Here is a 21,962-nt window from a genome sequence, read left to right as displayed (position 1 = left end):
TTAAGACTGCAAGACGTCTGTCAGGCGTTCAAGACGACCGCGAACGCTGCCATCAATCACCATATCGCCAGCACGGATAATTACGCCGGCCAGTACAGACTTGTCAATTTTGCAATTCAGCTTAACTTTGCGTGACAGACGCTTTTCCATCGCAGCGGCAATATTAGCCTGCTGTTTGTCGCTCAGTGCGCTCGAAGAGAGCACGTCGACTTCGACGGTGGATTCCAGCAAAGCGCGCAGTTCGATGAACTGCTGCAGCACCGCAGGAAGAACCAGTAAACGTCCATTTTCGGCCATTACACGGATAAAGTTCTGGCCATGTTCGTCGAGTTGTTCGCCACATACCGCGATGAACGTTCTGGACAGCGTCTCCGGTGCGACAGCACCAGCCAGCAGTTCAGAAATCTGTTCATTGCGAGTGACAACAGCCGCAAACGCCAGCATATCCTGCCAGCGATCCAAGCTTTGATGCTCAACGGCAAAGTCAAAAGCTGCTTTGGCGTAGGGGCGAGCTACAGTTACAAATTCAGACATCAGCCCCTCCCTCCTTACAGTTCAGCGACCAGTTTATCAACGATGTCGCTGTTAGCAGCTTCATCCACGGAACGTTCGATGATCTTCTCGGCGCCGGCAATTGCCAGCATCGCGACTTGCTTACGCAACTCTTCACGAGCGCGCTTACGTTCGGCTTCGATCTCAGCCTGAGCCTGCGCCACGATTTTGTTACGTTCCTGCTCGGCTTCGGCTTTCGCTTCATCCATGATCTGAGCTTTGCGTTTGTTTGCTTGCTCGATGATCACCTGAGCTTCTGCCTTGGCAGTTTTCAGCTGGTCGGTCGCATTGGCTTGCGCTAAGTCCAAATCTTTTTTGGCACGTTCTGCAGAAGCGAGACCGTCAGCAATTTCTCCCTGACGCTTCTCGATGGCTGCCATGATCGGCGGCCATACGTACTTCATGCAGAACCAGACAAACAGAACGAACGCGATGGCCTGGCCGAGGATTGTTGCGTTAAGATTCACAGCACAATGCCTCTTTAATAGTTAATAGTGTGGTTTCAGTGTAGAGAAGATCTCTACTTACGCGACAGCAAACATCACGTACAGACCCAGACCAACAGCGATCATCGGGATGGCGTCAACCAGACCCATAACGATAAAGAACTGTGTACGCAGCAAAGGAATCAGGTCAGGCTGACGTGCAGCGCCTTCCAAGAATTTACCACCCAGGATGCCGATACCGATCGCAGCACCGATTGCCGCTAAACCCATCATCACAGCGGCAGCCATGTACAGCAGATCCATACTCAGGTTTTCCATGACAGTCTCCAGTTTGTTTCAGTTTAAAAGTACAAGTGTTTTAAGAAAATCAGTGCTCTTCAGATGCCATCGAGAGATAGACAATCGTCAGAACCATGAAAATAAAGGCTTGAAGCGTAATAATCAGGATGTGGAAAATAGCCCAAGGCAAGCTCAGAAGCCACTGTGACCACCACGGCAACAAACCGGCAATCAGGATGAAGATCAACTCACCCGCATACATGTTGCCGAACAGTCGCAGGCCGAGAGAAACAGGCTTGGACAGCAGGCTGACACCTTCAAGAATCAGGTTGATAGGAATGAATACTGGGTGGTTGAACGGCTGCATGGTTAACTCTTTAACGAACCCACCAACGCCTTTCATTTTAATGCTGTAGAACAGAATCAGGATAAATACGCCCAACGCCATCGACAGGGTGACGTTCACGTCAGCCGTTGGCACCACACGCAGTGCCGGCAGGCCGAGCCAGGTCCCGATGGTCGGCAGGAAGTCGACCGGGATCAGATCCATCATGTTCATCAGGAACACCCAGACGAACACCGTCAGCGCCAGAGGAGCAATGACCTTGCTCTTGCCGTGATACATATCACGCACGCTGCTATCGACAAATCCGACGACCAGTTCCACTGCGGTTTGCAGTTTACCCGGCACGCCACTGGTGGCGTTTTTAGCCACCCGACGGAACACCACTAGGAACAGAACCCCGAGGACAACGGAGAAAAACATCGAGTCGAGGTTAATCGACCAAAAACCAGTCCCGACCTGAAGTTGCGTCAGGTGGTGACCGATATACTCCTGTGGACTGTTGTATCCCTCTGCAGACATGATGCCTCTACCCTTATTGAGTTAATTTCGGTAACTGTTAATCACGGCGGGTGCCACTATCTGCACCACTAACACCGCTAAATAGGTCAGGCCAAGCGGTATAAACGCCGCTTTAAACACCCCAAGCGCCACGATCAGCAAAACTATGGTGATCAGGACCTTCAATCCCTCGCCGATGGCGAACGACCAGGCAACCCGACCGGGTGCCGGCGTCTGCGCCTGATGGCGCAAGGCAAACAGCATAAACATGGTGCTCGGCAACCAGGCGGCGAGACCACCAGCCAGTGCCGAACCGCTCCATTCCAGACTTTTCAGACCGAAAGCAGCGCTGATCAGAACAAAAGTCATTAACTGCAGAAACAGCAATTTGCGAGCAACTTTTCCGCTGTAAAGGGACCCAGACATGACGTTTGTTCTCTCCGTACCCCTGAGGAGGTATGCTGAGTGACGTATAAAACTTTCTTTACTGCTCTGAGTCAAGCAGCAAAAAACGAGCAAATTATACGGGGCATACCAACGAATTCAATCGATAAGTAGCGAAAAGGTGAACAATTATTTAAATTTCCCCATTTCAGGCTATTTTCACAAGAAAACGGTCGGAATAATAGGGCTCATTTAATTGTCTGATTATTCCAGTATTACAGTAAGAAACGTGTAGTTGCTCACAATAATACCTATTCCTGATTTATAGCCCATGCCCAGCCAAAGCGTCTTTAGCAAATCGAGCGATAAAAAAGATATTATAAATCAGAATATTACAAGTTAACTGTTCAAAAACAATCCGTCTACCCGCTTAAAACCTTTTATTGACAGCTTCAGGGATAATATTCCAACAGCTAATTAACATTAGCAGCAAAGCGAGATCCTTCACTTATGGTTGCTAACGCAACTATTACGATCTGCAATTACCCTATTATCGCCAATTGGCGGCTATTTTTTTGTTAATAAAAAGTAAATTAACTAAAAAAACCACCCATTAATTAGCCCGCTTACTTTAACTATCGGCACTATGTTTTAATTCACCCTTAGTTGATCAAAAACAAACTCAGTTTGCCTTAAGGACTACCAGATGACGTTCACCTTCGAGTTCCGGTACCTGCAGACGTACTACCGATTCCAACTCGATGCCTTCCGGCAACTGCGTCAGCTCTTCGTCTGGGCGCATCCCTTTCAACGCGTAGAAGCGCCCCTGCCCTTTTGCCGGCAAATGATGACACCAGGACAGCATATCCTGCAGTGAGGCGAAAGCGCGACTGATGACGCCGTCAAACGGTGGCTCCGCAGGAAACTCCTCAACGCGGCTCTGAACCGGTTCAACGTTGGTCAACCCCAGTTCATGCTGCACCTGACGCAGGAAGCGTACACGCTTACCCAGGCTATCTAGCAAGGTGAAATGGGAATCAGGGCGAACAATTGCCAGCGGAATGCCTGGCAAGCCGGGGCCGGTGCCCACGTCGATAAAACGCTTCCCCTGCAGATGCGGGTTGACCACGATGCTGTCGAGAATATGGCGAACCAGCATTTGCTGCGGGTCACGCACCGAAGTGAGGTTATAAGCCTTGTTCCACTTATCCAGCATGCCAACATAGCCCAGCAACTGCTGCTTTTGCTGATCGGGAAGCGTAATGCCTGCCGCTTTGAGCAACGAATCTAATTTTTTCTGCACAATGAGTCCTTAGACTGGCGCACAACGGCAAGCCAGGTAGGGGCTGCCCAAGAAGGTGACCATAATAATTCAGGCCAGAAACGATGTCAGCGGCCGTTTGCCGATCAAATAATCAAACGGCCGCAAAAACAGGATTTATGCGCTGCGGCGCAGCAGCCCTTGCTTTTTCAGCCAAATCAGTAGAATTGAGATCGCCGCCGGCGTAATGCCAGAAATACGTGAAGCCTGGCCGATCGAATTCGGCTTGTGGTCATTTAACTTGGCAATCACTTCATTCGACAGGCCAGAAACCTGCTGGTAATCGAGATCCAACGGCAGCACGGTGTTCTCATTGCGCTGCTGTTTTTCGATCTCTTCCTGCTGACGAGCAATATAACCTTCGTATTTTACCTGGATCTCAACCTGCTCGGCGGCCTGAGTGTCGGCCAGCGGCGGCGCAAATGCTGCAACGGAGGTCAATTGGGTGTAATCCATTTCCGGGCGACGCAGCAGTTCTTCACCGTTGGCTTCACGCGACAGCGGTGCTTTCAGCAGTGCATTCACCTGCTCGACGTTTTCAGCATGCGGGTGCATCCAGATATCGCGCAGGCGCTGACGTTCCTGTTCGATGTGCTCGAGTTTTTCGCTAAAGCGTGCCCAGCGGACATCGTCCACCAGGCCCAGTTCACGGCCTTTTTCAGTCAGGCGCAGATCGGCGTTGTCTTCACGTAACATCAGGCGGTATTCGGCACGGGATGTGAACATGCGGTACGGCTCTTTGGTGCCAAGGGTGCTGAGGTCGTCCACCAGCACGCCCAGATAAGCCTGATCGCGGCGTGGCGACCAGCCTTCGTCTTCATTGGCATAGCGTCCGGCATTCAGACCGGCCAACAGGCCTTGTGCGGCAGCCTCTTCGTAACCGGTGGTGCCGTTGATCTGGCCGGCGAAGAACAGGCCCTGAATAAATTTGCTTTCCAGTGTCGGCTTCAAATCACGAGGATCGAAGAAATCGTATTCGATGGCATAGCCAGGTCGAATGATTCGGGCATTCTGCATCCCTTCCATCGAACGAACGATCTGCATCTGTACATCAAACGGCAGGCTGGTGGAGATGCCGTTTGGATAAATTTCATTGCTGGTCAGGCCTTCCGGCTCGAGGAAGATCTGGTGTGCATTACGATCGGCAAAGCGCATCACCTTGTCTTCGATCGACGGGCAGTAACGCGGACCGATCCCTTCGATGATCCCGGCATACATCGGGCTACGATCGAGGTTATTACGGATTACATCATGCGTTTTTTCATTGGTGTAGGTGATGTAACACGCCATTTGCTCAGGATGTTCCCCGGCGTTGCCCATGAACGAGAACACCGGGATCGGCGTATCACCGTGTTGAGGTGCCAGTACGCTGAAATCTATGCTACGGGCATCGATACGCGGCGGTGTGCCGGTTTTCAGTCGGTTAACACGCAAAGGCAATTCTCGCAGTCGCTGTGAAAGCGAGATCGATGGTGGATCTCCGGCACGGCCACCGCTGTAGTTCTCCAGGCCAATGTGGATCTTGCCGTCCAGGAAGGTCCCTACGGTCAATACCACCGCCTTGGCGCGGAATTTCAGTCCCATTTGGGTCACGGCACCGACAACGCGATCGTTTTCCACGATCAGATCTTCGACTGGCTGCTGGAAGATCATCAGATTGGGCTGGTTCTCCAGGGCAGTACGTACCGCTTGGCGATACAGTACCCGGTCAGCCTGAGCTCGGGTGGCTCGTACCGCAGGGCCTTTGCTGGCGTTTAGTATCCTAAACTGGATACCCGCATGGTCGATCGCCGTGGCCATCAGGCCGCCAAGTGCATCAATTTCCTTAACCAGATGTCCCTTACCAATACCGCCAATCGCCGGGTTGCAAGACATTTGCCCCAGCGTATCGATATTGTGAGTCAGTAATAAAGTCTGACGTCCCATACGTGCCGCAGCCATAGCGGCTTCGGTACCGGCATGGCCACCACCGATGATGATGACGTCAAATTGCTCTGGATAAAACATGGAACTGCACCTCGTCGTATTGCGAACGATCGTTGTTTGCCCTGGGGTGGAGGATTCTACTCAAGTTTAGTCGATCGACCAAGTGGTCAGGATCCTTGAGTAATTAAAAGAAGATCTTTTTATTTAAAGATCTCTTTATTAGATCTCTTATTAGGATCGCGATCTTCTGTGGATAAGTGATTATTCGCGATTGAGATCAGCTAATTAAGGAGGATCGTTAGCTGTGAATGATCGGTGATCCTACGGCTTATAAGCTGGGATCTAAATGGCATGTTATGCACAGGACAAAAAGCGACCTAAGGTTGTTATTGGGATAACTACCGGTTTTACCCTGCTTTTAAGTATAGTTATCCACAATCGTTCGGGTGATCTTTGAACGAATTAGAGTAAATTAATCCAATTTTTCACCCATTCCTCGGCAGGATCCTCAGGAATTTCGTGTTCAGTCACGTCGATCTCGAGCCGATCGCCTATCCTTTTTGCTCCACGAGCAATCAGAAGATCGTCGATCCGTTGGATCGCACCACAGAAAGTATCGTATTCAGAGCTGCCCAAACCGACTGCGCCGAACTCCACCTGAGATAAATCAGGAAGCTGTTCTTCTATTTGTTCCAGCAGCGGTTGCAGGTTATCCGGTAAATCCCCGGCGCCATGGGTCGAAGATACCACCAGCCAGCGTCCGGACAGGGTCAGTTCATCCAATTCAGGGCCGTGCAGCGTCTCGGTAGTAAAGCCTGCGGCTTCCAGCTTTTCAGCCAAGTGCTCGGCTACATACTCGGCGCTGCCAAGCGTACTGCCACTGATCAGAGTAATGTCTGCCATGAAATGAATGATCCCAACCTTCTCAAAGTGGCAGCATTGTACGCTGTGAATCGGCTGGGATCTACCTGTGGATAATATGGGTATAGTAAATAGTTGGCTAAGGGGTAATGGTACGCATGATGGGGTTCTGCAGCGAGATCAGGGTTTCAGTTGACTGGATCTCGTCAATCGTCTGGATCTTGTTGATAAGTACTTGTTGCAGCGCATCTATCGAGCGGCACATCACTTTGATAAACACGCTGTAGTGGCCGGTGGTGTAATAGGCCTCAACCACTTCCTCCAGGCTTTCGAGCTTTTTCAATGCAGAAGGATAGTCTTTGGCACTCTTTAATATAATGCCGATAAAACAGCAGACGTCGTAACCCAGGCGTTTGGGGTTCACGTCTACCCGCGCACCGGTGATGATACCGGCCTGTTTCATCTTCTCTACTCGCACATGAATGGTGCCGGGGCTGACGGCAAAATTTTTCGCCAGTTCGGCATAAGGCGTGCGCGCGTTTTCCATCAAGGCATTAAGAATGCCGCGATCGAGATTATCGATCTGATAATTTTCAGCCATTTAATCCCTCACTAATTGCTGATTGTTGAATTATTACCGCATCAAAATGAACGATTAAAATTGAAAAGACAATATTGATTATAGGATATTGAATTGTAGTGCCATTCTGTTGCTTAATCGTTATCAACAGAGACAGGTTTATAAGAGATACGGCAATGAAAAAACAATTTATTCAAAAACAACAACAAATCAGCCTGGTTAAATCCTTTTTCTCCCGCCAGTTGGAGCAACAGCTTGGCCTGATTGAAGTGCAGGCGCCGATCCTCAGCCGTTTGGGAGATGGTACCCAGGACAACCTGTCCGGTAGCGAGAAAGCGGTACAGGTAAAGGTGAAAACCCTGCCGGACGCCACCTTCGAAGTGGTGCACTCACTGGCCAAATGGAAGCGTAAAACACTGGGTAGCTACGACTTTGGCGCCGGTGAAGGCCTGTATACCCATATGAAAGCACTGCGTCCGGACGAAGATCGTCTGAGCGCCATCCATTCGGTCTACGTTGATCAATGGGACTGGGAGCGGGTGATGGGCGATGGCGAACGCAGCCAGGATTACCTCGAAAGCACCGTGCGCAGCATTTATGCGGCGATTAAGGCTACAGAAGGGGAAGTGAGCCGCGAATACGGCTTAACGCCGTTCCTGCCGGAGCAAATCCATTTTGTGCACAGCGAAACCTTGCTGCAACGCTACCCTGAACTGGATGCCAAAGGCCGTGAGCGGGCGATTGCCAAAGAGCTGGGCGCGGTATTCCTGATGGGGATTGGTGGCAAATTGTCGCACGGCAAATCACACGATGTACGTGCGCCGGATTATGATGACTGGACCACTCCAGCAGCCGAAGGGTTGGCCGGCCTGAACGGTGACATCCTGGTATGGAACCCGGTGCTGCAGGACGCCTTCGAACTTTCTTCTATGGGGATCCGCGTTGACGCCAGTGCGCTGAAACGTCAATTGGCACAGACCGGTGATGAAGATCGTCTGGCGTTGGAATGGCATCAGTCACTGCTGCGTGGCGAGATGCCGCAAACTATCGGTGGCGGTATCGGTCAGTCACGCCTGGTGATGCTGTTGCTGCAACTGTCGCACATCGGGCAGGTACAGTGCGGCGTGTGGTCACCTCAGGTACGTGAGGCGGTAGAAGGGCTGCTGTAATACTCAGCGCCGCCAGCGGCGCATCAAGCGGCTTTTTAACCCGGTATCAAAGCGCCAGATATGATCGAAGATGCGCATGATACCGGGCTTGCCGTAGTTGGACATCGCCACTGCGTGAAAGCGCTGCTGGTGGTTTTGCTGCTGTTGTTTAACCTTCTTTATTATCTCTTCCGGCAATCGCTGGGCAATAAAGTCAGAAATGATCACCGCGTCGGCGTCGAACCAGCCGCTTTCCGTCATTTTGCTCAACGTGGCATTCAGGCAGGCCGCTAGATCGGTGCCGCCGCGAAAATGCTGGCCGAGAAAGCGCACCGCCTGCTCAATACCGCTGGCGGCAGTCAGTTCGTAATGCACTATCTGGTTGGCGAATAGCATGATGTAGCAGCGGCGGTTATCCGCCAGCGCAATGCGCAACAGCGCCAGACAGAAAGCCTTGGCGCACTGTTCGTTGAAACCGCCCATCGAACCTGAGGTATCCACACAGACAATAAACGGCCCGCGAGGTTGTTGATCCTGCTGCTGATAAGTAACCTGACGGATATGGATCTGTTCCTGCCAGACATCGCCCTGCAGGCGATAACTCAATAGCCGTTTTTCCAGCAGGCGGCGGTAAAACTCAAATTCCAGCTCTTCAATGCCCAGCGTGACCAACTCGGGTGGCAGCAGACGCAGAATATCGTCGCTCTGGTGAATGCCGCTGACCTCTTCCGGCAGTGTGGCCGGTACCTGTACCATCACGCGGAACGGTTCCGGCAACGCGTCCTGCTGTTGCACCGCCTTGGCCTGATAGCTGCGCCCAAGCTGCTGTGCCAGTTTTTTCAGTTCTGGTTGCTGCTGCAAGAAATTGCCGTATTCCACCAGCCGTTGATAGTCACCCCGTTGCAGATGGCCTTTACTCATATCCCACAGTCGCCCGGCAGCGGTGTCGTTTTCCGACAACAGCGGCTCCAGTGCACCACTCAACGCCAGACGTTCCTGCAGCTCCGCCATCAGCTGTTCGCGTTCCTGTTCCAGCAGTTGGTGATGCATCATGGTGGCCTGAAGCGTCAGGCTGATGCGCCAGCGCTGCAGAAACAGGGTTTGGAAGCTGTCGTCCAGCGGATGATTGGGCAGATCGGCGGCGTCCACCAGTGAGCGCGCCTGCTCATAAAAGGGGGAAACCAGCTGGCGCAGCAGATCCAGGGTGTCGTTAAGGTTATGGAAGAACTGGGTGTTGTTCTCTAGCTGGCACTGTTGATAACGATAGAATTCCTGTGCCAGCGCGGGTGGTACCATGGCCTCATGGAGGCGTTCTTTCAGCTGTAGCTTCCAGCGCGGCAGGTCGCGATCCAGCGCCCGGCGGATGGCCGGAAACTTTTTGAAGAAAATCGACAACTGCGGCGCCGCCAGCATGCCGATGATCATCTCCTCGATCAGCTCACCTTCGGTGATCGCCAGCAGCAGATCGAGAGTTTCCAGGCTGAGCATAATTACTGGCCGCGCATTTGCTGGTGCTGTTGTTTGATTTGTTCCGCCACCTGCAACAGGCTGGCCTCAATTTTTGCCAGCCTGGCGGCAGGGGTAAACAGGCTGGGCTGATGCTGGCTGAACAAACGACGCTGTTCTGCCAGGCGCTGCGCCAACTGGTCCATTTCGTCCAACATTGCCTGCGGCGTGCCGCTGGTCTGCTTACCGGGTTGGGCCAGTAGAGAGGGCTGGCGGCTAACGTCCAACACCGTCAGATGCAGTTGCTCGTCGACTTCCAGGTCAATCTGCTGAGCAAAACCAATGCCGTTCAGCTTGGCGCGTACGTCGCCGCCTTTTTGCAGCCAGTTTTCCAGCGCGCTGTTTTCAATACTCAGATGGTTGACCTGAATATCATGCAGTTGCAGCGGTTTTTGCAGCAACAGGGTCAGGGTGCCGGTACCGAGTGGCGTTGCCAAGGCAAACTGGGGCTTTCTGCTGAACATGCCGCCCTTTTTTACCAATGTAATAGCCTGACTATCGCTCTGCTGTTGTTGATGCTGTAGCCAGCGGGTATGGATCTGTTGCAGTTGGATCAGCAACGTTTGCTGTTGATAGGCCGACTCGTTCAGCAATAGCTCAACTTGCTGTTGCAGCAGTTTCAGTGAGCTGAGGTCGTGCCACAGGCAGTCTTTCAGCAGCAGCAAATCGATCGGGGCCACGGCATCGCGACCACTGAAGAAAGCACAGGCCTGCAACAGCCGCAGCGCTTTTTTCCAGCGACGATCGGAAACGTAAGGGGCACTTTCCAGTGCATCGAGCCGCTGGCGCAGTTGGAATATCAGTTCAAAGCAATTTTCAGGCAGTTTGATTTTGTCGATCTGCGGTTGCCACTGGTGATATTCCTCGTCACTGATGCTCAGTGCTTCGGGCACAGGGTTTTCATTCTCGTTCTGGCGGCTGACCAGCAGTGAGCGGAAATTCTGTTTATCCTGCACTTTATCCAACCACAGGCGTATCAACATACGGTCATATAAAGCTTCCAGACTGTTGTCGGCTTCCGGCAGTTCGTTGGAGGCGGTGACCAGCAGCCGCAGTGGGATAGGTTCTTCATTATTACCGTTACGGAAACGGCGTTCGTTAATCGCCGTCAGCAGGGTATTGAGGATCGCCGGACCGGCCTTCCAGATTTCGTCCAGAAAGACGATTTCCGCCTCGGGCAGATAGCCGGCGGTCAGGCGCTGGTAGCGCCCTTCATCTTTTAAAGCCTGGATCGATAATGGGCCGAAGACTTCTTCCGGCGTTGAAAAGCGCGTCATTAGATATTCAAACGAGCGCGCGCTGCGAAAGGCGAATTTTAACCGACGGGCAATCAGGCTTTTGGCAATGCCCGGTGGGCCAAGCAGAAACACGCTTTCACCGCTTAGCGCCGCCAGCAAACACAGGCGAATTGCTTCCTGCCTTTCATAAAGACCGCTCTCCAGTGCGCTGCTGAGGCGGGAAATCCGTTCTGCCAGAAGTGATGAGGGCGCCATATTATTGTCGTGTTGTCCGAGAGTTAGCCAATCTTGGTGGATAATCCGATGATAAACCACCATTATTTTTAATGGTATAGCTTGTTGATTAGTAAAATTTTTCTATTATCAAAAGGGTGGCTGGTTCACATTTTGTTTATTTTTAAGGTCTGATATAAGGATAGGCAAGCAGTATAAATCGTGCATACTGTGCGCCTTTTAGTGGGCGTAACGGATCTTAGAGCCCGTATCTCTGGCTGATGCGGATGCATCGCTAACGGATGTTCTAATAAAGAAACGAATTATGAGCACAGAGCATAAACAGTCCTTATCGGCGGTAACCCTGGCGGCAATTGGGGTGGTTTACGGTGATATCGGCACCAGCCCTCTCTATACTCTCCGAGAGTGTTTCTCCGGCCATTACGGCTTCGATGTTCGTCCAGACGTGGTTTTTGGTTTTCTTTCGCTGATCTTCTGGATGTTAATCATCATTGTTTCCCTCAAGTACCTCACCTATGTCATGCGCGCGGACAACGCCGGTGAAGGGGGGATACTGACGCTGATGTCGCTGGCCGGGCGCCAGACTTCGGCGCGGACAACGTCCATATTGGTGATCCTGGGTCTGATTGGCGGCAGCTTCTTCTATGGCGAAGTGGTGATCACCCCGGCGATATCGGTGATGTCGGCGATAGAAGGCTTGGAAATTGCTGCGCCGTCGCTTGATGGCTATATCGTCCCCTTATCCATTCTGGTGCTGACGTTGCTGTTCGCTATCCAAAAACACGGTACCGGCAGCGTCGGAAAACTGTTTGCCCCGGTGATGCTGTTGTGGTTTATCGTGTTGGCGGTGCTGGGTGCGCGCAGCATCATCGCTAACCCGGAAGTGCTGCAGGCGATGAACCCGAAATGGGCGCTGAACTTCTTTATGGAATATAAGAAGGTCTCGTTCTTTGCGTTGGGCGCGGTGGTGCTGTCGATTACCGGCGTTGAGGCGCTGTATGCCGATATGGGGCACTTCGGCAAATTCCCTATCCGTCTGGCCTGGTTCACCGTGGTGTTGCCTTCGCTGGTACTAAATTATTTCGGCCAAGGTGCCTTGCTGCTGAAAAATCCTGAGGCAATTAAAAATCCGTTCTTCCTGCTGGCACCGGATTGGGCGCTGATCCCGCTGTTGATTCTGGCGACGCTGGCTACGGTTATCGCCTCACAGGCGGTGATCTCCGGCGTGTTCTCACTGACTCGCCAGGCGGTGCGTCTGGGTTACCTGTCACCGATGCGCATCATCCATACTTCGGAGATGGAATCCGGTCAGATCTATATTCCGGTGATTAACTGGACGTTGTATATATCGGTCGTGCTGGTGATTATTGGTTTCGAACACTCCAGCAATCTGGCGGCGGCATACGGTATTGCGGTGACCGGCACTATGGTATTGACCAGTATCCTGGTGACCTCGGTGGCGATCAAAAATTGGCACTGGAACCGTTTCTTCGCCGTCGGCATTCTGGTTGTCCTGCTGATTATCGACATCCCGATGTTCTCCGCCAACGCCCTGAAACTGTTCTCGGGTGGTTGGCTGCCGCTGATGTTGGCGCTGGTGATGTTCATCATCATGACCACCTGGAAGAGCGAACGTTTCCGCCTGCTGCGCCGCATGCACGAGCACGGCAATTCCCTGGAGGCGATGATCGCCTCGCTGGAAAAATCACCGCCGGTACGGGTGCCGGGGACTGCGGTCTTTATGTCGCGTGCCATCAATGTGATCCCTTTTGCGCTGCTGCATAACCTAAAGCACAACAAGGTGCTGCATGAGCGAGTGGTGTTGTTGACGCTGCGTACCGAGGATGCCCCTTACGTCCATAACGTGCGGCGGGTGACCATCGAACAGCTTTCGCCGACCTTCTGGCGGGTGGTGGCCAGCTACGGCTGGCGTGAAACGCCGAACGTGGAGGAAGTGTTCCACCGCTGTGGGCTGGAAGGGCTGCCGTGCCGGATGACGGAAACCTCATTCTTTATGTCGCATGAGTCGTTAATCCTGACCAAACGGCCGTGGTACCTGTTCCTGCGTGGCAAGCTGTTTATCGCGTTGAGCCGCAACGCGCTGCGTGCGCCGGACCAGTTTGAGATCCCACCTAATAGGGTGATCGAGCTGGGAACCCAGGTCGAGATTTAACTTCCCCCCAAGGGCTCAGCAACCGCTGGGCCCTTTCTGTTTATGTTCTTGGTAACTATGTTCTCGGTAACACCAGCGAAACGTTTCGATGGCGATCACAATTCTGCGCTGTCCCGGTTGCCTTCTGTTGGCGTTTTTTTAAACTCCAGACACAAGCGAAACGTTTCGCTGGTGGAGTGAGAAGAAAAAGATGAAAAAAGGCGTGCTACTCAATGCTGATGTTTCTGCCGTGGTTTCTCGCCTCGGTCATACCGACCAGATCGCCATCTGTGATGCGGGGTTGCCTATTCCGGCAGCAACGCAGCGTATCGATCTGGCGCTGACCCAGGGGGTGCCGACGTTTTTGCAGGTGGTCGGGGTGGTGACACAGGAAATGCAGGTAGAAAGCGCCATTCTGGCTGAAGAGATCGTTAAACAAAATCCGCAGCTCCATCGTGCGTTGTTGGCTCAACTGACCGAACTTGGCCAACACCAGGGCAATACTATCAGCGTGAGCTATATCAGTCACAGTGCGTTCAAAGCGCAAACTGAACATAGCCGGGCAGTGATCCGCAGCGGGGAATGCTCGCCGTATGCGAATGTGATCCTCTGCGCCGGCGTAACTTTCTGAGGCATTTATGCAACCTTTATTGCAACTGAAAGGGATCGATAAAGCCTTTCCCGGCGTGAAGGCGCTTTCCGGCGCCGCACTCAGCGTTTATCCCGGCAAGGTGATGGCGCTGGTGGGGGAAAACGGTGCCGGGAAATCCACCATGATGAAAGTGCTGACCGGGATTTATAACAAAGATGCCGGCAGTCAGTATTTTCTCGGTAAAGAGGTGGTATTCAATGGGCCAAAGGATTCGCAAGAAGCAGGTATTGGCATTATCCATCAGGAACTGAACCTGATCCCGCAGTTGACGATCGCGGAAAACATCTTCCTCGGGCGCGAATTTGTGAACCGTATTGGCCGCATCGACTGGAAGCGCATGTATGCCGAAGCCGACAAGCTGTTGGCGCGGTTAAACCTGAGTTACAGCAGCCACCGGCTGGTGGGCGAGCTGTCGATCGGCGATCAGCAGATGGTGGAAATCGCCAAGGTGCTGAGCTTCGAATCCAAAGTGATCATTATGGATGAACCGACGGATGCGCTAACCGACACTGAAACCGCCTCTTTATTTAAAGTGATCAACGAGCTGAAGGCCGAAGGGCGTGGCATTGTTTATATCTCGCACCGGCTGAAGGAGATCTTCGAAATCTGCGATGACGTCACGGTGTTTCGTGACGGTCAGTTTATCGCAGAGCGGCCAGTCAGCGAGCTGCATGAAGATTCGCTGATTGAAATGATGGTCGGCCGCAAGCTGGAGGAACAGTACCCACGCCTGAATCTACCGCGCGGTGAAAAGCGGTTGGAGGTCAGCCAGGTTTCCGGCCCGGGTGTGGATGATGTCAGCTTTACCCTGTACCGGGGCGAAATTCTTGGTGTGGCCGGGCTGATGGGCGCCGGGCGTACCGAACTGATGAAAATTATCTACGGTGCCGCGCCGCGCAAATCCGGAACCGTCAGCCTCGATGGCCGCCCGGTGGTTACCCATTCTCCGCAGGACGGCCTGGCGAACGGCATTGTGTATATCTCCGAAGACCGCAAGCGCGATGGCCTGGTGCTGGGGATGTCGGTGAAGGAAAACATGTCGCTGACGGCACTGCGCTATTTCAGCCGTGCCGGTGGCAGCCTGAAACAGGCGGAAGAGCAACAGGCGGTGGGCGACTTCATCCGTTTGTTCAATATCAAGACTCCCTCGATGGAACAACCGATTGGCCTGCTCTCCGGCGGTAACCAACAGAAAGTGGCGATCGCCCGTGGCCTGATGACGCGGCCAAAGGTGCTAATCCTCGATGAGCCGACACGCGGTGTCGATGTTGGCGCAAAAAAAGAAATCTATCAGTTAATCAACCAGTTCAAGCAGGAAGGGCTGAGCATTATTCTGGTGTCTTCGGAAATGCCGGAGGTGCTGGGCATGAGTGACCGCATCCTGGTGATGCACGAAGGACATCTCAGCGGTGAGTTCCCGATTGAACAGGCCACCCAGGAAGCGTTAATGGCTGCGGCCGTTGGCAAGCAATACGGCGTAAAGCAGGAGTAATCAGATATGAGTTCCCAGAGTGTGGCAAAGCGCTGGTTCAGTAAAGAGTGGCTGTTAGAGCAAAAATCACTGATTGCTCTGCTGGTGCTGATCGCAGTGGTCTCTTCAATGAGCCCGAATTTCTTCACCCTAAACAACCTGTTCAATATTCTGCAGCAAACCTCGGTGAACGCTATTATGGCGGTGGGGATGACGTTGGTGATCCTCACTTCCGGCATCGATTTGTCGGTGGGATCGCTGTTGGCGCTGACCGGCGCGGTGGCGGCATCGATCGTCGGTTTCGAAATTAACGCGGTGGTAGCCGTGGCGGCTGCTCTGGCATTGGGGGCGGCAGTCGGTGCCTGTACCGGGGTGATCGTAGCCAAAGGTAAAGTGCAGGCGTTTATCGCTACTTTGGTGATGATGCTGCTATTGCGCGGTGTCACCATGGTGTACACCAACGGCAGTCCGGTGAATACCGGCTTTACCGACGTGGCCGATACCTTCGGCTGGTTCGGTATCGGCCGCCCGCTGGGGGTCCCCACCCCAATCTGGATCATGGCGATCGTGTTTATCGCCGCCTGGTACATGCTGCACCATACCCGTCTGGGCCGTTATATTTATGCCCTGGGCGGTAACGAAGCGGCGACCCGTCTGTCCGGCATCAGCGTCGATAAAGTGAAGATTATCGTTTATTCGCTTTGTGGATTACTGGCGGCTCTGGCGGGGGTGATCGAAGTCGCGCGCCTATCTTCCGCGCAGCCAACCGCCGGTACCGGCTATGAGTTGGACGCCATTGCCGCGGTGGTGCTGGGGGGTACCAGCCTGGCCGGTGGCAAGGGCCGCATTGTGGGTACCTTGATCGGGGCGCTGATCCTCGGCTTCCTGAACAACGGTCTGAATTTACTGGGTGTTTCTTCGTACTACCAAATGATCGTGAAGGCAGTGGTGATACTGCTGGCGGTTCTGGTAGAGAACAAAAGCAACAAATAACCTCCCCTACAGGAATCACGATGATGAAAATGAAAAAACTGGCAATTTTGGCTTCAGCCTTCGCGCTGAGCGCCACCCTGAGTGCTAACGCATTGGCTAAAGACACCATTGCGCTGGTGGTTTCTACCCTAAATAACCCGTTCTTTGTCTCAATGAAAGAGGGCGCACAGCAGGAGGCCAATAAGCTGGGTTACAACCTGGTGGTGCTGGACTCGCAAAACAACCCGGCGAAAGAACTGGCGAACGTGCAGGATCTGATGGTGCAGGCACCCAAGTTGCTGCTGATTAACCCAACCGATTCCGATGCGGTCGGCAACGCCATCAAGATGGCCAACCAGGCCAAGATCCCGGTCATCACCCTGGACCGTGTCGCGAGCAAAGGTGAAGTGGTCAGCCATATCGCTTCGGATAACCGCGTCGGCGGTAAAATGGCCGGTGACTTTATCGCTAAAAAAGTGGGCGCAGACGCTAAAGTGATCCAACTGGAAGGGATCGCCGGTACCTCTGCCGCCCGTGAACGTGGCGAAGGCTTTAAACAGTCGCTGGATCAGAACAAATTCAAACTGCTGGCCAGCCAGCCGGCAGACTTCGACCGCACCAAAGGTCTGAACGTGATGCAGAACCTGCTGACTGCTCATCCGGACGTGCAGGCGGTGTTTGCCCAGAACGATGAAATGGCGCTGGGTGCACTGCGTGCGCTGCAAACTGCCGGTAAAACCGACGTGGTCGTGGTAGGCTTCGACGGCACCGCTGACGGCGTGAAAGCGGTTGAAGGCGGCAAACTGGCGGCGACCGTGGCACAGCGCCCGGATCAGATCGGCGTGATTGGTGTTGAAACGGCGGATAAAGTGTTGAAAGGCGAAAAAGTGCCGGCCACTGTCCCGGTTGATCTCAAGCTGGTCACCAAATAACACTCTGTAGCACCAGCGCCATCAAAACGGGGCGTTTATGATGGCGCGCAATTCAGGAATCAATGCGATGGCAACAGGTAAGCTGGTGGTTCTGGGCAGTATCAATGCCGACCATATCCTCAATATTGAGCAGTTTCCCCAACCGGGCGAAACGGTGATCGGGAAGCAGTATAAAGTGGCGTTTGGCGGCAAAGGTGCCAACCAGGCGGTGGCGGCAGGACGTAGCGGCGCGGATATCGCTTTTATCGCCTGCGTGGGCGCTGATGACATTGGCGAACGCATTCGTCAGCAGCTGGCGACCGATCGCATTGATACCCAACCAATAGAAGCGATTGCCGAAAACACTACCGGCGTCGCGCTGATTTTTGTTAATGCTGAAGGCGAGAATGTGATCGGCATTGATGCCGGCGCCAATGCGGCAGTGACTCCTGACTATCTGGCTCGCTATCAGCAAAATGTGATCGATGCCGACGCGCTGCTGATGCAGCTCGAGTCGCCGCTGGAGACGGTTATCGCCGCCGCCGGCCTGGCGAAACAGCATCAGACTCAGGTGATCCTCAATCCTGCGCCGGCACGTGAACTGCCGGACGAATTATTGGCGATGATCGATATGATTACGCCAAACGAAACTGAAGCCCAACGCCTGACAGGTATTGCAGTCAACAATGATAATGATGCCGCACGTGCCGCACAGGCTTTGCATAATAAAGGCATTGCCAAGGTGATTATCACCCTTGGCAGCCGTGGCGTTTGGCTGAGTGAGAATGGCAAGGGTAAGTTGGTGCCCGGCTTCAAGGTTAAAGCGGTAGACACCATCGCCGCTGGCGATACCTTCAACGGGGCGCTGGTCACTGCGCTGCTGGAAGGTAAAGTGATGGCAGATGCCGTGCGCTTTGCCCATGCGGCGGCGGCCATTGCGGTGACCCGTCCTGGCGCGCAGCCTTCCGTACCCTGGCGCGAAGAGATCGACACTTTCTTGCAGCAGCAGGAGTAATCCCTTTGGCCACCATGAAAGACGTCGCCCGCCTGGCGGGCGTTTCAACTTCGACTGTCTCGCACGTCATTAATGACAATCGCTTTGTCAGCGACAGCGTGCGAGCCAAAGTCATGGCGGCCGTTGAACAACTGAACTATGCGCCTTCTGCGCTGGCGCGCAGCCTCAAACTAAACCAAACGCGTACCATCGGCATGCTGGTGACCTCCAGCAATAACCCGTTTTATGCCGAAGTCGTGCGTGGCGTTGAGCGCAGTTGCTATGAACGGGGTTACAGCCTGATCCTGTGCAATACCGAAGAAGATGCCGCACGCATGAATCGCAACATGGAAACGCTGCTGCAAAAGCGCGTCGATGGCTTGCTGTTGATGTGTACCGAAAATCATCGACCATCGCAGGACGCGCTGAGCCGCTATCCTTCGCTGCCGATAGTCATGATGGATTGGGCGCCGTTCGAAGGGGCCAACGATATCATTCAGGATAACTCGCTGCTGGGCGGTGAGATGGCGACCGATCATCTGATCGCCCGTGGGTATCGCAAGATTGCCTGTATCGCCGGCCCACAGGATAAAACTACCGCCCGCCATCGGCTTGAGGGCTACCGTCGAGCCATGCAGCGCGCCGGGTTGGCCGTTTTGCCGGGGTACGAAGTGCACTGCGATTTTGAATTTGAAGGCGGCGTGGATGCCATGAAGCAACTGCTGGTACTGGCTGAACCCCCGCATGCGGTATTCGCCGGTAACGATGCGGTAGCTGTAGGTGCCTATCAGGCGCTTTATCAGGCCGGCTTGTCGGTGCCGCAGGATATGGCGGTGATGGGCTACGATGATATAGAACTGGCCAAATATCTGGCGCCACCGTTAAGCACCATTCACCAACCGAAAGATTCACTGGGGGAATTGGCGATTGATACACTGATTAACCGCCTGCAGAATCCGGAACGCGCAGCCCAGGTTCTGGTGTTGACCCCTGAGTTGGTGGAGCGTGCTTCGGTCGGTCACCGTTAGCCCGCAGTTTTAACCGGTTTTTTCGGGTCCTGGCCACTGATCAGGTTACGGCCGTCCTTTCTTCTCAGCAGCATAAACACAAACGCCGAGGTCACGGTGACAATCCCCATGGTAATAAAGGTGTAGTGGAAGTGATCGACCATGGTCCCCGGTGACATGGTTTGATAGAAACGCAGCACCGCCGCGCTGATCGCCACCCCGAAACTAATTGAAAGCTGTTGAGTCACTGCCAGCACGCTGTTGCCGGAGCTGGCATTGGCATCGTTCAAATCTGCCAGGCTGATGGTATTCATGGCGGTGAATTGCGTAGACATCGCCATCCCCAGCACGAACAACGGCAGGATCATCAGCCACAGCGGCATCCCCGGGCTTTGCAGCGCGAACTGGGCAATCAGCACGCCGATAATCATGGTGATGCCTACCAGCGTTTTGCGATAGCCGAACCAGCGCAGCACCTGAGTGACGGTGGATTTCGCCATCAATGAGCCGACCGCGGTCGGCGCCATCATGCAACCAGCAATAATCGCCGAGTAACCGAAACCCACCTGCAACATCAGTGGCATCAGGAATGGCACGCAGCCGGTCCCCAGCCGTGAGGCTACGTTACCGGCAATCCCCACCGAGAAGGTTCGGGTCTGGAACAGGTCCAGGCCAATCAGCGGTTGAGGGTGCCTGCGAGCATGAACGATGTAGCCGAACAGCATCACTACACCACTGAGTAAAATACCCAGCGAGATATAGCTGGCCAGTACCTGCTCGCCAAACAGCTCAAGCCCGGTGGAAACCAGTACCAGACTCAGCCCAAACAGCATAAAGCCCATAAAGTCGAAGCGCCGTTTGGGGGTAGTAAAGTCCGGCATATATTTACGCGCATAGAAGATACCGAGCAGGCCAATCGGGATATTGATAAGGAATATCCAGTGCCAGGTGGCGTAGGTCACCAGCCAGCCGCCCAGCATCGGCCCCATGATTGGCCCAACCAGCCCAGGCATGGTTACGAAGTTCAGCACCGGTAACAGCTCGCTGCGTGGGTAGGCGCGCAGCAGAGCCAGGCGCGCCACCGGCATCATCATTGCCCCGCCGACCCCCTGAATGACTCGTGAAGTTACCAACAGGCTTAACGTCGGAGAAAGCGCGCACAGCAGCGAACCGAGAGTAAACAGAGAAACCGCGATGATAAACACCCGGCGGGTACCGAAGCGATCCGCCAGCCAGCCGCTGACCGGGATCAGCATCGCTACCGTCAGGGTGTAGCTGATAACCGCCGACTGCATCGCCAACGGCGAGCGCTCAAGACTTTGAGCTATCGCCGGCAATGCCGTATTGAGGATGGTGGCATCCAGAGCCTGCATAAAGAATGCCATGGCGGCGATCCAGGGTAGCCCTGCCATACTGCGCGCGGATCTGGTCATTGTGAGTCCCGGTTAACTGTCGTCTTCGTCCCTTTCTTCTATATATAAGCAGGGGGCGTTAGTCTTTATCTCTGAGCAAAACCTGGCAGGCGGTTAATGCCGCTGCGCTGTCACCGGCGAGTATTGCATCGACGATGGCCTGATGGTGCTGGAGCTTAATCACTTCGTTGCCGGTGATGGCGCGGAAGTAACTTTGATATACCGAACTGAACAGATTGGCAAATGAGGTTAGAAATGGGTTGCCGCTGGCTTCATAGATCAGCTGGTGGAATTGGGTATCCACCTGGATCCAGTGCTCTCGGTCGAACTGGATATGCAGGGCGCGCATTTCCGCCATCAGTTCAGCCAGTCGTGCGGTTTGCTGATGGCTGGCATTGGCCGCCGCCAGTGAGCAGGCCTGAGGTTCCAGAGAGGTACGCAATATAAGGAAGTGCTGCATGACCTGATCGAAGTTTTCTTTGGTCATCCACCAGGTCAGTAAATCCTGATCGAGAAAGTTCCACTGGCTTTGTGGCATCACCCGGGTCCCAATGCGTGGCCGGGGTAACAGCATACCTTTGGCTGCCAGCATCTTCACGGCTTCGCGTACCGCTGTACGGCTAACGCCGAATTGCTCACCCAGTTCCATCTCTCCAGGCAGGATGCTGCCAGCCTGATAATCGCCAGCCAGAATTTGTTGGCCGAGTTTTTCTGCAAGCAGATAAGAAAGATTGCGTTGGGCGGCCTGTTGTTGAGCATTAAATTGCATGGCTGCGAGTCCTTAACTGACATTGTTACTCTTATTTTACTCTACGGATCGCCAGCTTTTGCGGCTGTTTACCGGAAAAAGTGACGAAAACGCTGACTTGTGCAGCGCTTTGTTGAAATAATCCGCGCTTGAAAAGTTTTTTGCATTTAGGGGTTGCGGCCTTCTGAGAACTCCTTATAATGCGCCTCCACTGACCGGGAACAACGACTCCTCTAACGAGAACCAAGTCGCCCAGTCGGAAAGAGGAAAGCGAAATAAACGCTTGACTCTTCGGGTGAAAAGCGTAATATACGCCACCTCGAG

Annotated in this window: 22 protein-coding genes; 8 read left to right on the top strand and 14 right to left on the bottom strand. The window is 53.6% G+C overall.

The genetic code is table 11. The features are described 5' to 3' along the window. From atpH to asnC, 9 genes are all read right to left on the bottom strand, one after another. The gene (gene atpH / locus ACUTQ5_RS19565) at positions 1-534 is read right to left on the bottom strand and encodes a F0F1 ATP synthase subunit delta (protein ID WP_445652599.1); all 534 of its coding nucleotides are present in this window, start codon (positions 532-534) and stop codon (positions 1-3) included. Positions 535-548: 14 nt separating this feature from the next. Continuing rightward, entirely contained in the window at positions 549-1,019 is a 471-nt protein-coding gene (atpF, locus tag ACUTQ5_RS19560; RefSeq protein WP_004950476.1) for a F0F1 ATP synthase subunit B, read from the bottom strand. 57 nt (positions 1,020-1,076) lie between these two features. After that, positions 1,077-1,316: a F0F1 ATP synthase subunit C gene (atpE, locus tag ACUTQ5_RS19555; protein ID WP_004093904.1), complete on the bottom strand. Its 240-nt coding sequence runs from the start codon at positions 1,314-1,316 to the stop codon at positions 1,077-1,079. A gap of 49 nt (positions 1,317-1,365) precedes the next feature. Then, complete coding sequence (gene atpB / locus ACUTQ5_RS19550) at positions 1,366-2,142, bottom strand: F0F1 ATP synthase subunit A (protein ID WP_445652598.1); 777 nt, start codon at positions 2,140-2,142, stop codon at positions 1,366-1,368. A gap of 21 nt (positions 2,143-2,163) precedes the next feature. After that, positions 2,164-2,547, bottom strand: a complete 384-nt coding sequence (gene atpI / locus ACUTQ5_RS19545) for a F0F1 ATP synthase subunit I (RefSeq protein WP_445652597.1) — start codon at positions 2,545-2,547, stop codon at positions 2,164-2,166. 640 nt (positions 2,548-3,187) lie between these two features. Continuing rightward, positions 3,188-3,808, bottom strand: a complete 621-nt coding sequence (rsmG, locus tag ACUTQ5_RS19540; RefSeq protein WP_445652596.1) for a 16S rRNA (guanine(527)-N(7))-methyltransferase RsmG — start codon at positions 3,806-3,808, stop codon at positions 3,188-3,190. Positions 3,809-3,943: 135 nt separating this feature from the next. Next, complete coding sequence (mnmG, locus tag ACUTQ5_RS19535; RefSeq protein ID WP_445652595.1) at positions 3,944-5,833, bottom strand: tRNA uridine-5-carboxymethylaminomethyl(34) synthesis enzyme MnmG; 1,890 nt, start codon at positions 5,831-5,833, stop codon at positions 3,944-3,946. Between the two features lie 381 nt (positions 5,834-6,214). Continuing rightward, on the bottom strand, positions 6,215-6,655 hold the full coding sequence (gene mioC / locus ACUTQ5_RS19530; RefSeq protein ID WP_445652594.1) for an FMN-binding protein MioC: 441 nt from the start codon (positions 6,653-6,655) through the stop codon (positions 6,215-6,217). Positions 6,656-6,752: 97 nt separating this feature from the next. Continuing rightward, on the bottom strand, positions 6,753-7,214 hold the full coding sequence (gene asnC / locus ACUTQ5_RS19525; RefSeq protein ID WP_004950461.1) for a transcriptional regulator AsnC: 462 nt from the start codon (positions 7,212-7,214) through the stop codon (positions 6,753-6,755). 155 nt (positions 7,215-7,369) lie between these two features. Between asnC and asnA the strand changes: the two genes are divergently transcribed. Beyond that, the gene (gene asnA / locus ACUTQ5_RS19520) at positions 7,370-8,362 is read left to right on the top strand and encodes an aspartate--ammonia ligase (RefSeq protein WP_261152985.1); all 993 of its coding nucleotides are present in this window, start codon (positions 7,370-7,372) and stop codon (positions 8,360-8,362) included. A 3-nt stretch (positions 8,363-8,365) separates the two neighbouring features. Here asnA and viaA read toward each other — a convergent pair whose 3' ends face one another. Continuing rightward, a complete protein-coding gene (gene viaA, locus ACUTQ5_RS19515; RefSeq protein WP_445652593.1) occupies positions 8,366-9,829 on the bottom strand; it encodes an ATPase RavA stimulator ViaA in 1,464 nt (487 codons plus the stop codon). A gap of 2 nt (positions 9,830-9,831) precedes the next feature. Then, a complete protein-coding gene (gene ravA / locus ACUTQ5_RS19510) occupies positions 9,832-11,340 on the bottom strand; it encodes an ATPase RavA (protein ID WP_445652592.1) in 1,509 nt (502 codons plus the stop codon). 283 nt (positions 11,341-11,623) lie between these two features. Here ravA and kup point away from each other — a divergent pair, with 283 nt between their 5' ends. The 7 genes from kup (at position 11,624) to rbsR (ending at position 19,499) form a co-directional block, all read left to right on the top strand. After that, a complete protein-coding gene (kup, locus tag ACUTQ5_RS19505; protein ID WP_445652591.1) occupies positions 11,624-13,492 on the top strand; it encodes a low affinity potassium transporter Kup in 1,869 nt (622 codons plus the stop codon). Positions 13,493-13,682: 190 nt separating this feature from the next. Next, positions 13,683-14,102 (top strand): D-ribose pyranase, encoded by a 420-nt coding sequence (gene rbsD / locus ACUTQ5_RS19500; RefSeq protein WP_445652590.1) that lies wholly within the window; start codon positions 13,683-13,685, stop codon positions 14,100-14,102. A 7-nt stretch (positions 14,103-14,109) separates the two neighbouring features. After that, a complete protein-coding gene (gene rbsA / locus ACUTQ5_RS19495; protein ID WP_445652589.1) occupies positions 14,110-15,615 on the top strand; it encodes a ribose ABC transporter ATP-binding protein RbsA in 1,506 nt (501 codons plus the stop codon). Positions 15,616-15,621: 6 nt separating this feature from the next. Beyond that, the gene (rbsC, locus tag ACUTQ5_RS19490; protein ID WP_442232695.1) at positions 15,622-16,587 is read left to right on the top strand and encodes a ribose ABC transporter permease; all 966 of its coding nucleotides are present in this window, start codon (positions 15,622-15,624) and stop codon (positions 16,585-16,587) included. 23 nt (positions 16,588-16,610) lie between these two features. Then, positions 16,611-17,498, top strand: a complete 888-nt coding sequence (gene rbsB, locus ACUTQ5_RS19485; RefSeq protein ID WP_445652651.1) for a ribose ABC transporter substrate-binding protein RbsB — start codon at positions 16,611-16,613, stop codon at positions 17,496-17,498. A gap of 67 nt (positions 17,499-17,565) precedes the next feature. After that, positions 17,566-18,492, top strand: a complete 927-nt coding sequence (rbsK, locus tag ACUTQ5_RS19480) for a ribokinase (RefSeq protein ID WP_445652588.1) — start codon at positions 17,566-17,568, stop codon at positions 18,490-18,492. Positions 18,493-18,497: 5 nt separating this feature from the next. Further along, on the top strand, positions 18,498-19,499 hold the full coding sequence (gene rbsR / locus ACUTQ5_RS19475) for a ribose operon transcriptional repressor RbsR (protein WP_445652587.1): 1,002 nt from the start codon (positions 18,498-18,500) through the stop codon (positions 19,497-19,499). On the opposite strand, the gene mdtD is transcribed toward rbsR, so the two are convergent. The 3 genes from mdtD to ACUTQ5_RS19460 form a co-directional block, all read right to left on the bottom strand. Beyond that, positions 19,496-20,911, bottom strand: a complete 1,416-nt coding sequence (gene mdtD / locus ACUTQ5_RS19470) for a multidrug transporter subunit MdtD (RefSeq protein ID WP_445652586.1) — start codon at positions 20,909-20,911, stop codon at positions 19,496-19,498. The two genes, rbsR and mdtD, sit on opposite strands and share 4 nt — an antisense overlap. Before the next feature lie 58 nt (positions 20,912-20,969). After that, complete coding sequence (locus ACUTQ5_RS19465; protein ID WP_445652585.1) at positions 20,970-21,659, bottom strand: FadR/GntR family transcriptional regulator; 690 nt, start codon at positions 21,657-21,659, stop codon at positions 20,970-20,972. 31 nt (positions 21,660-21,690) lie between these two features. After that, positions 21,691-21,962: hypothetical protein (locus ACUTQ5_RS19460; RefSeq protein WP_445652584.1), on the bottom strand; the 272-nt coding region annotated here is incomplete at its 5' end.

This window comes from Serratia sp. NA_112.1, assembly GCF_052691715.1.
This window is presented reverse-complemented; position numbering and strand designations above follow the sequence as displayed.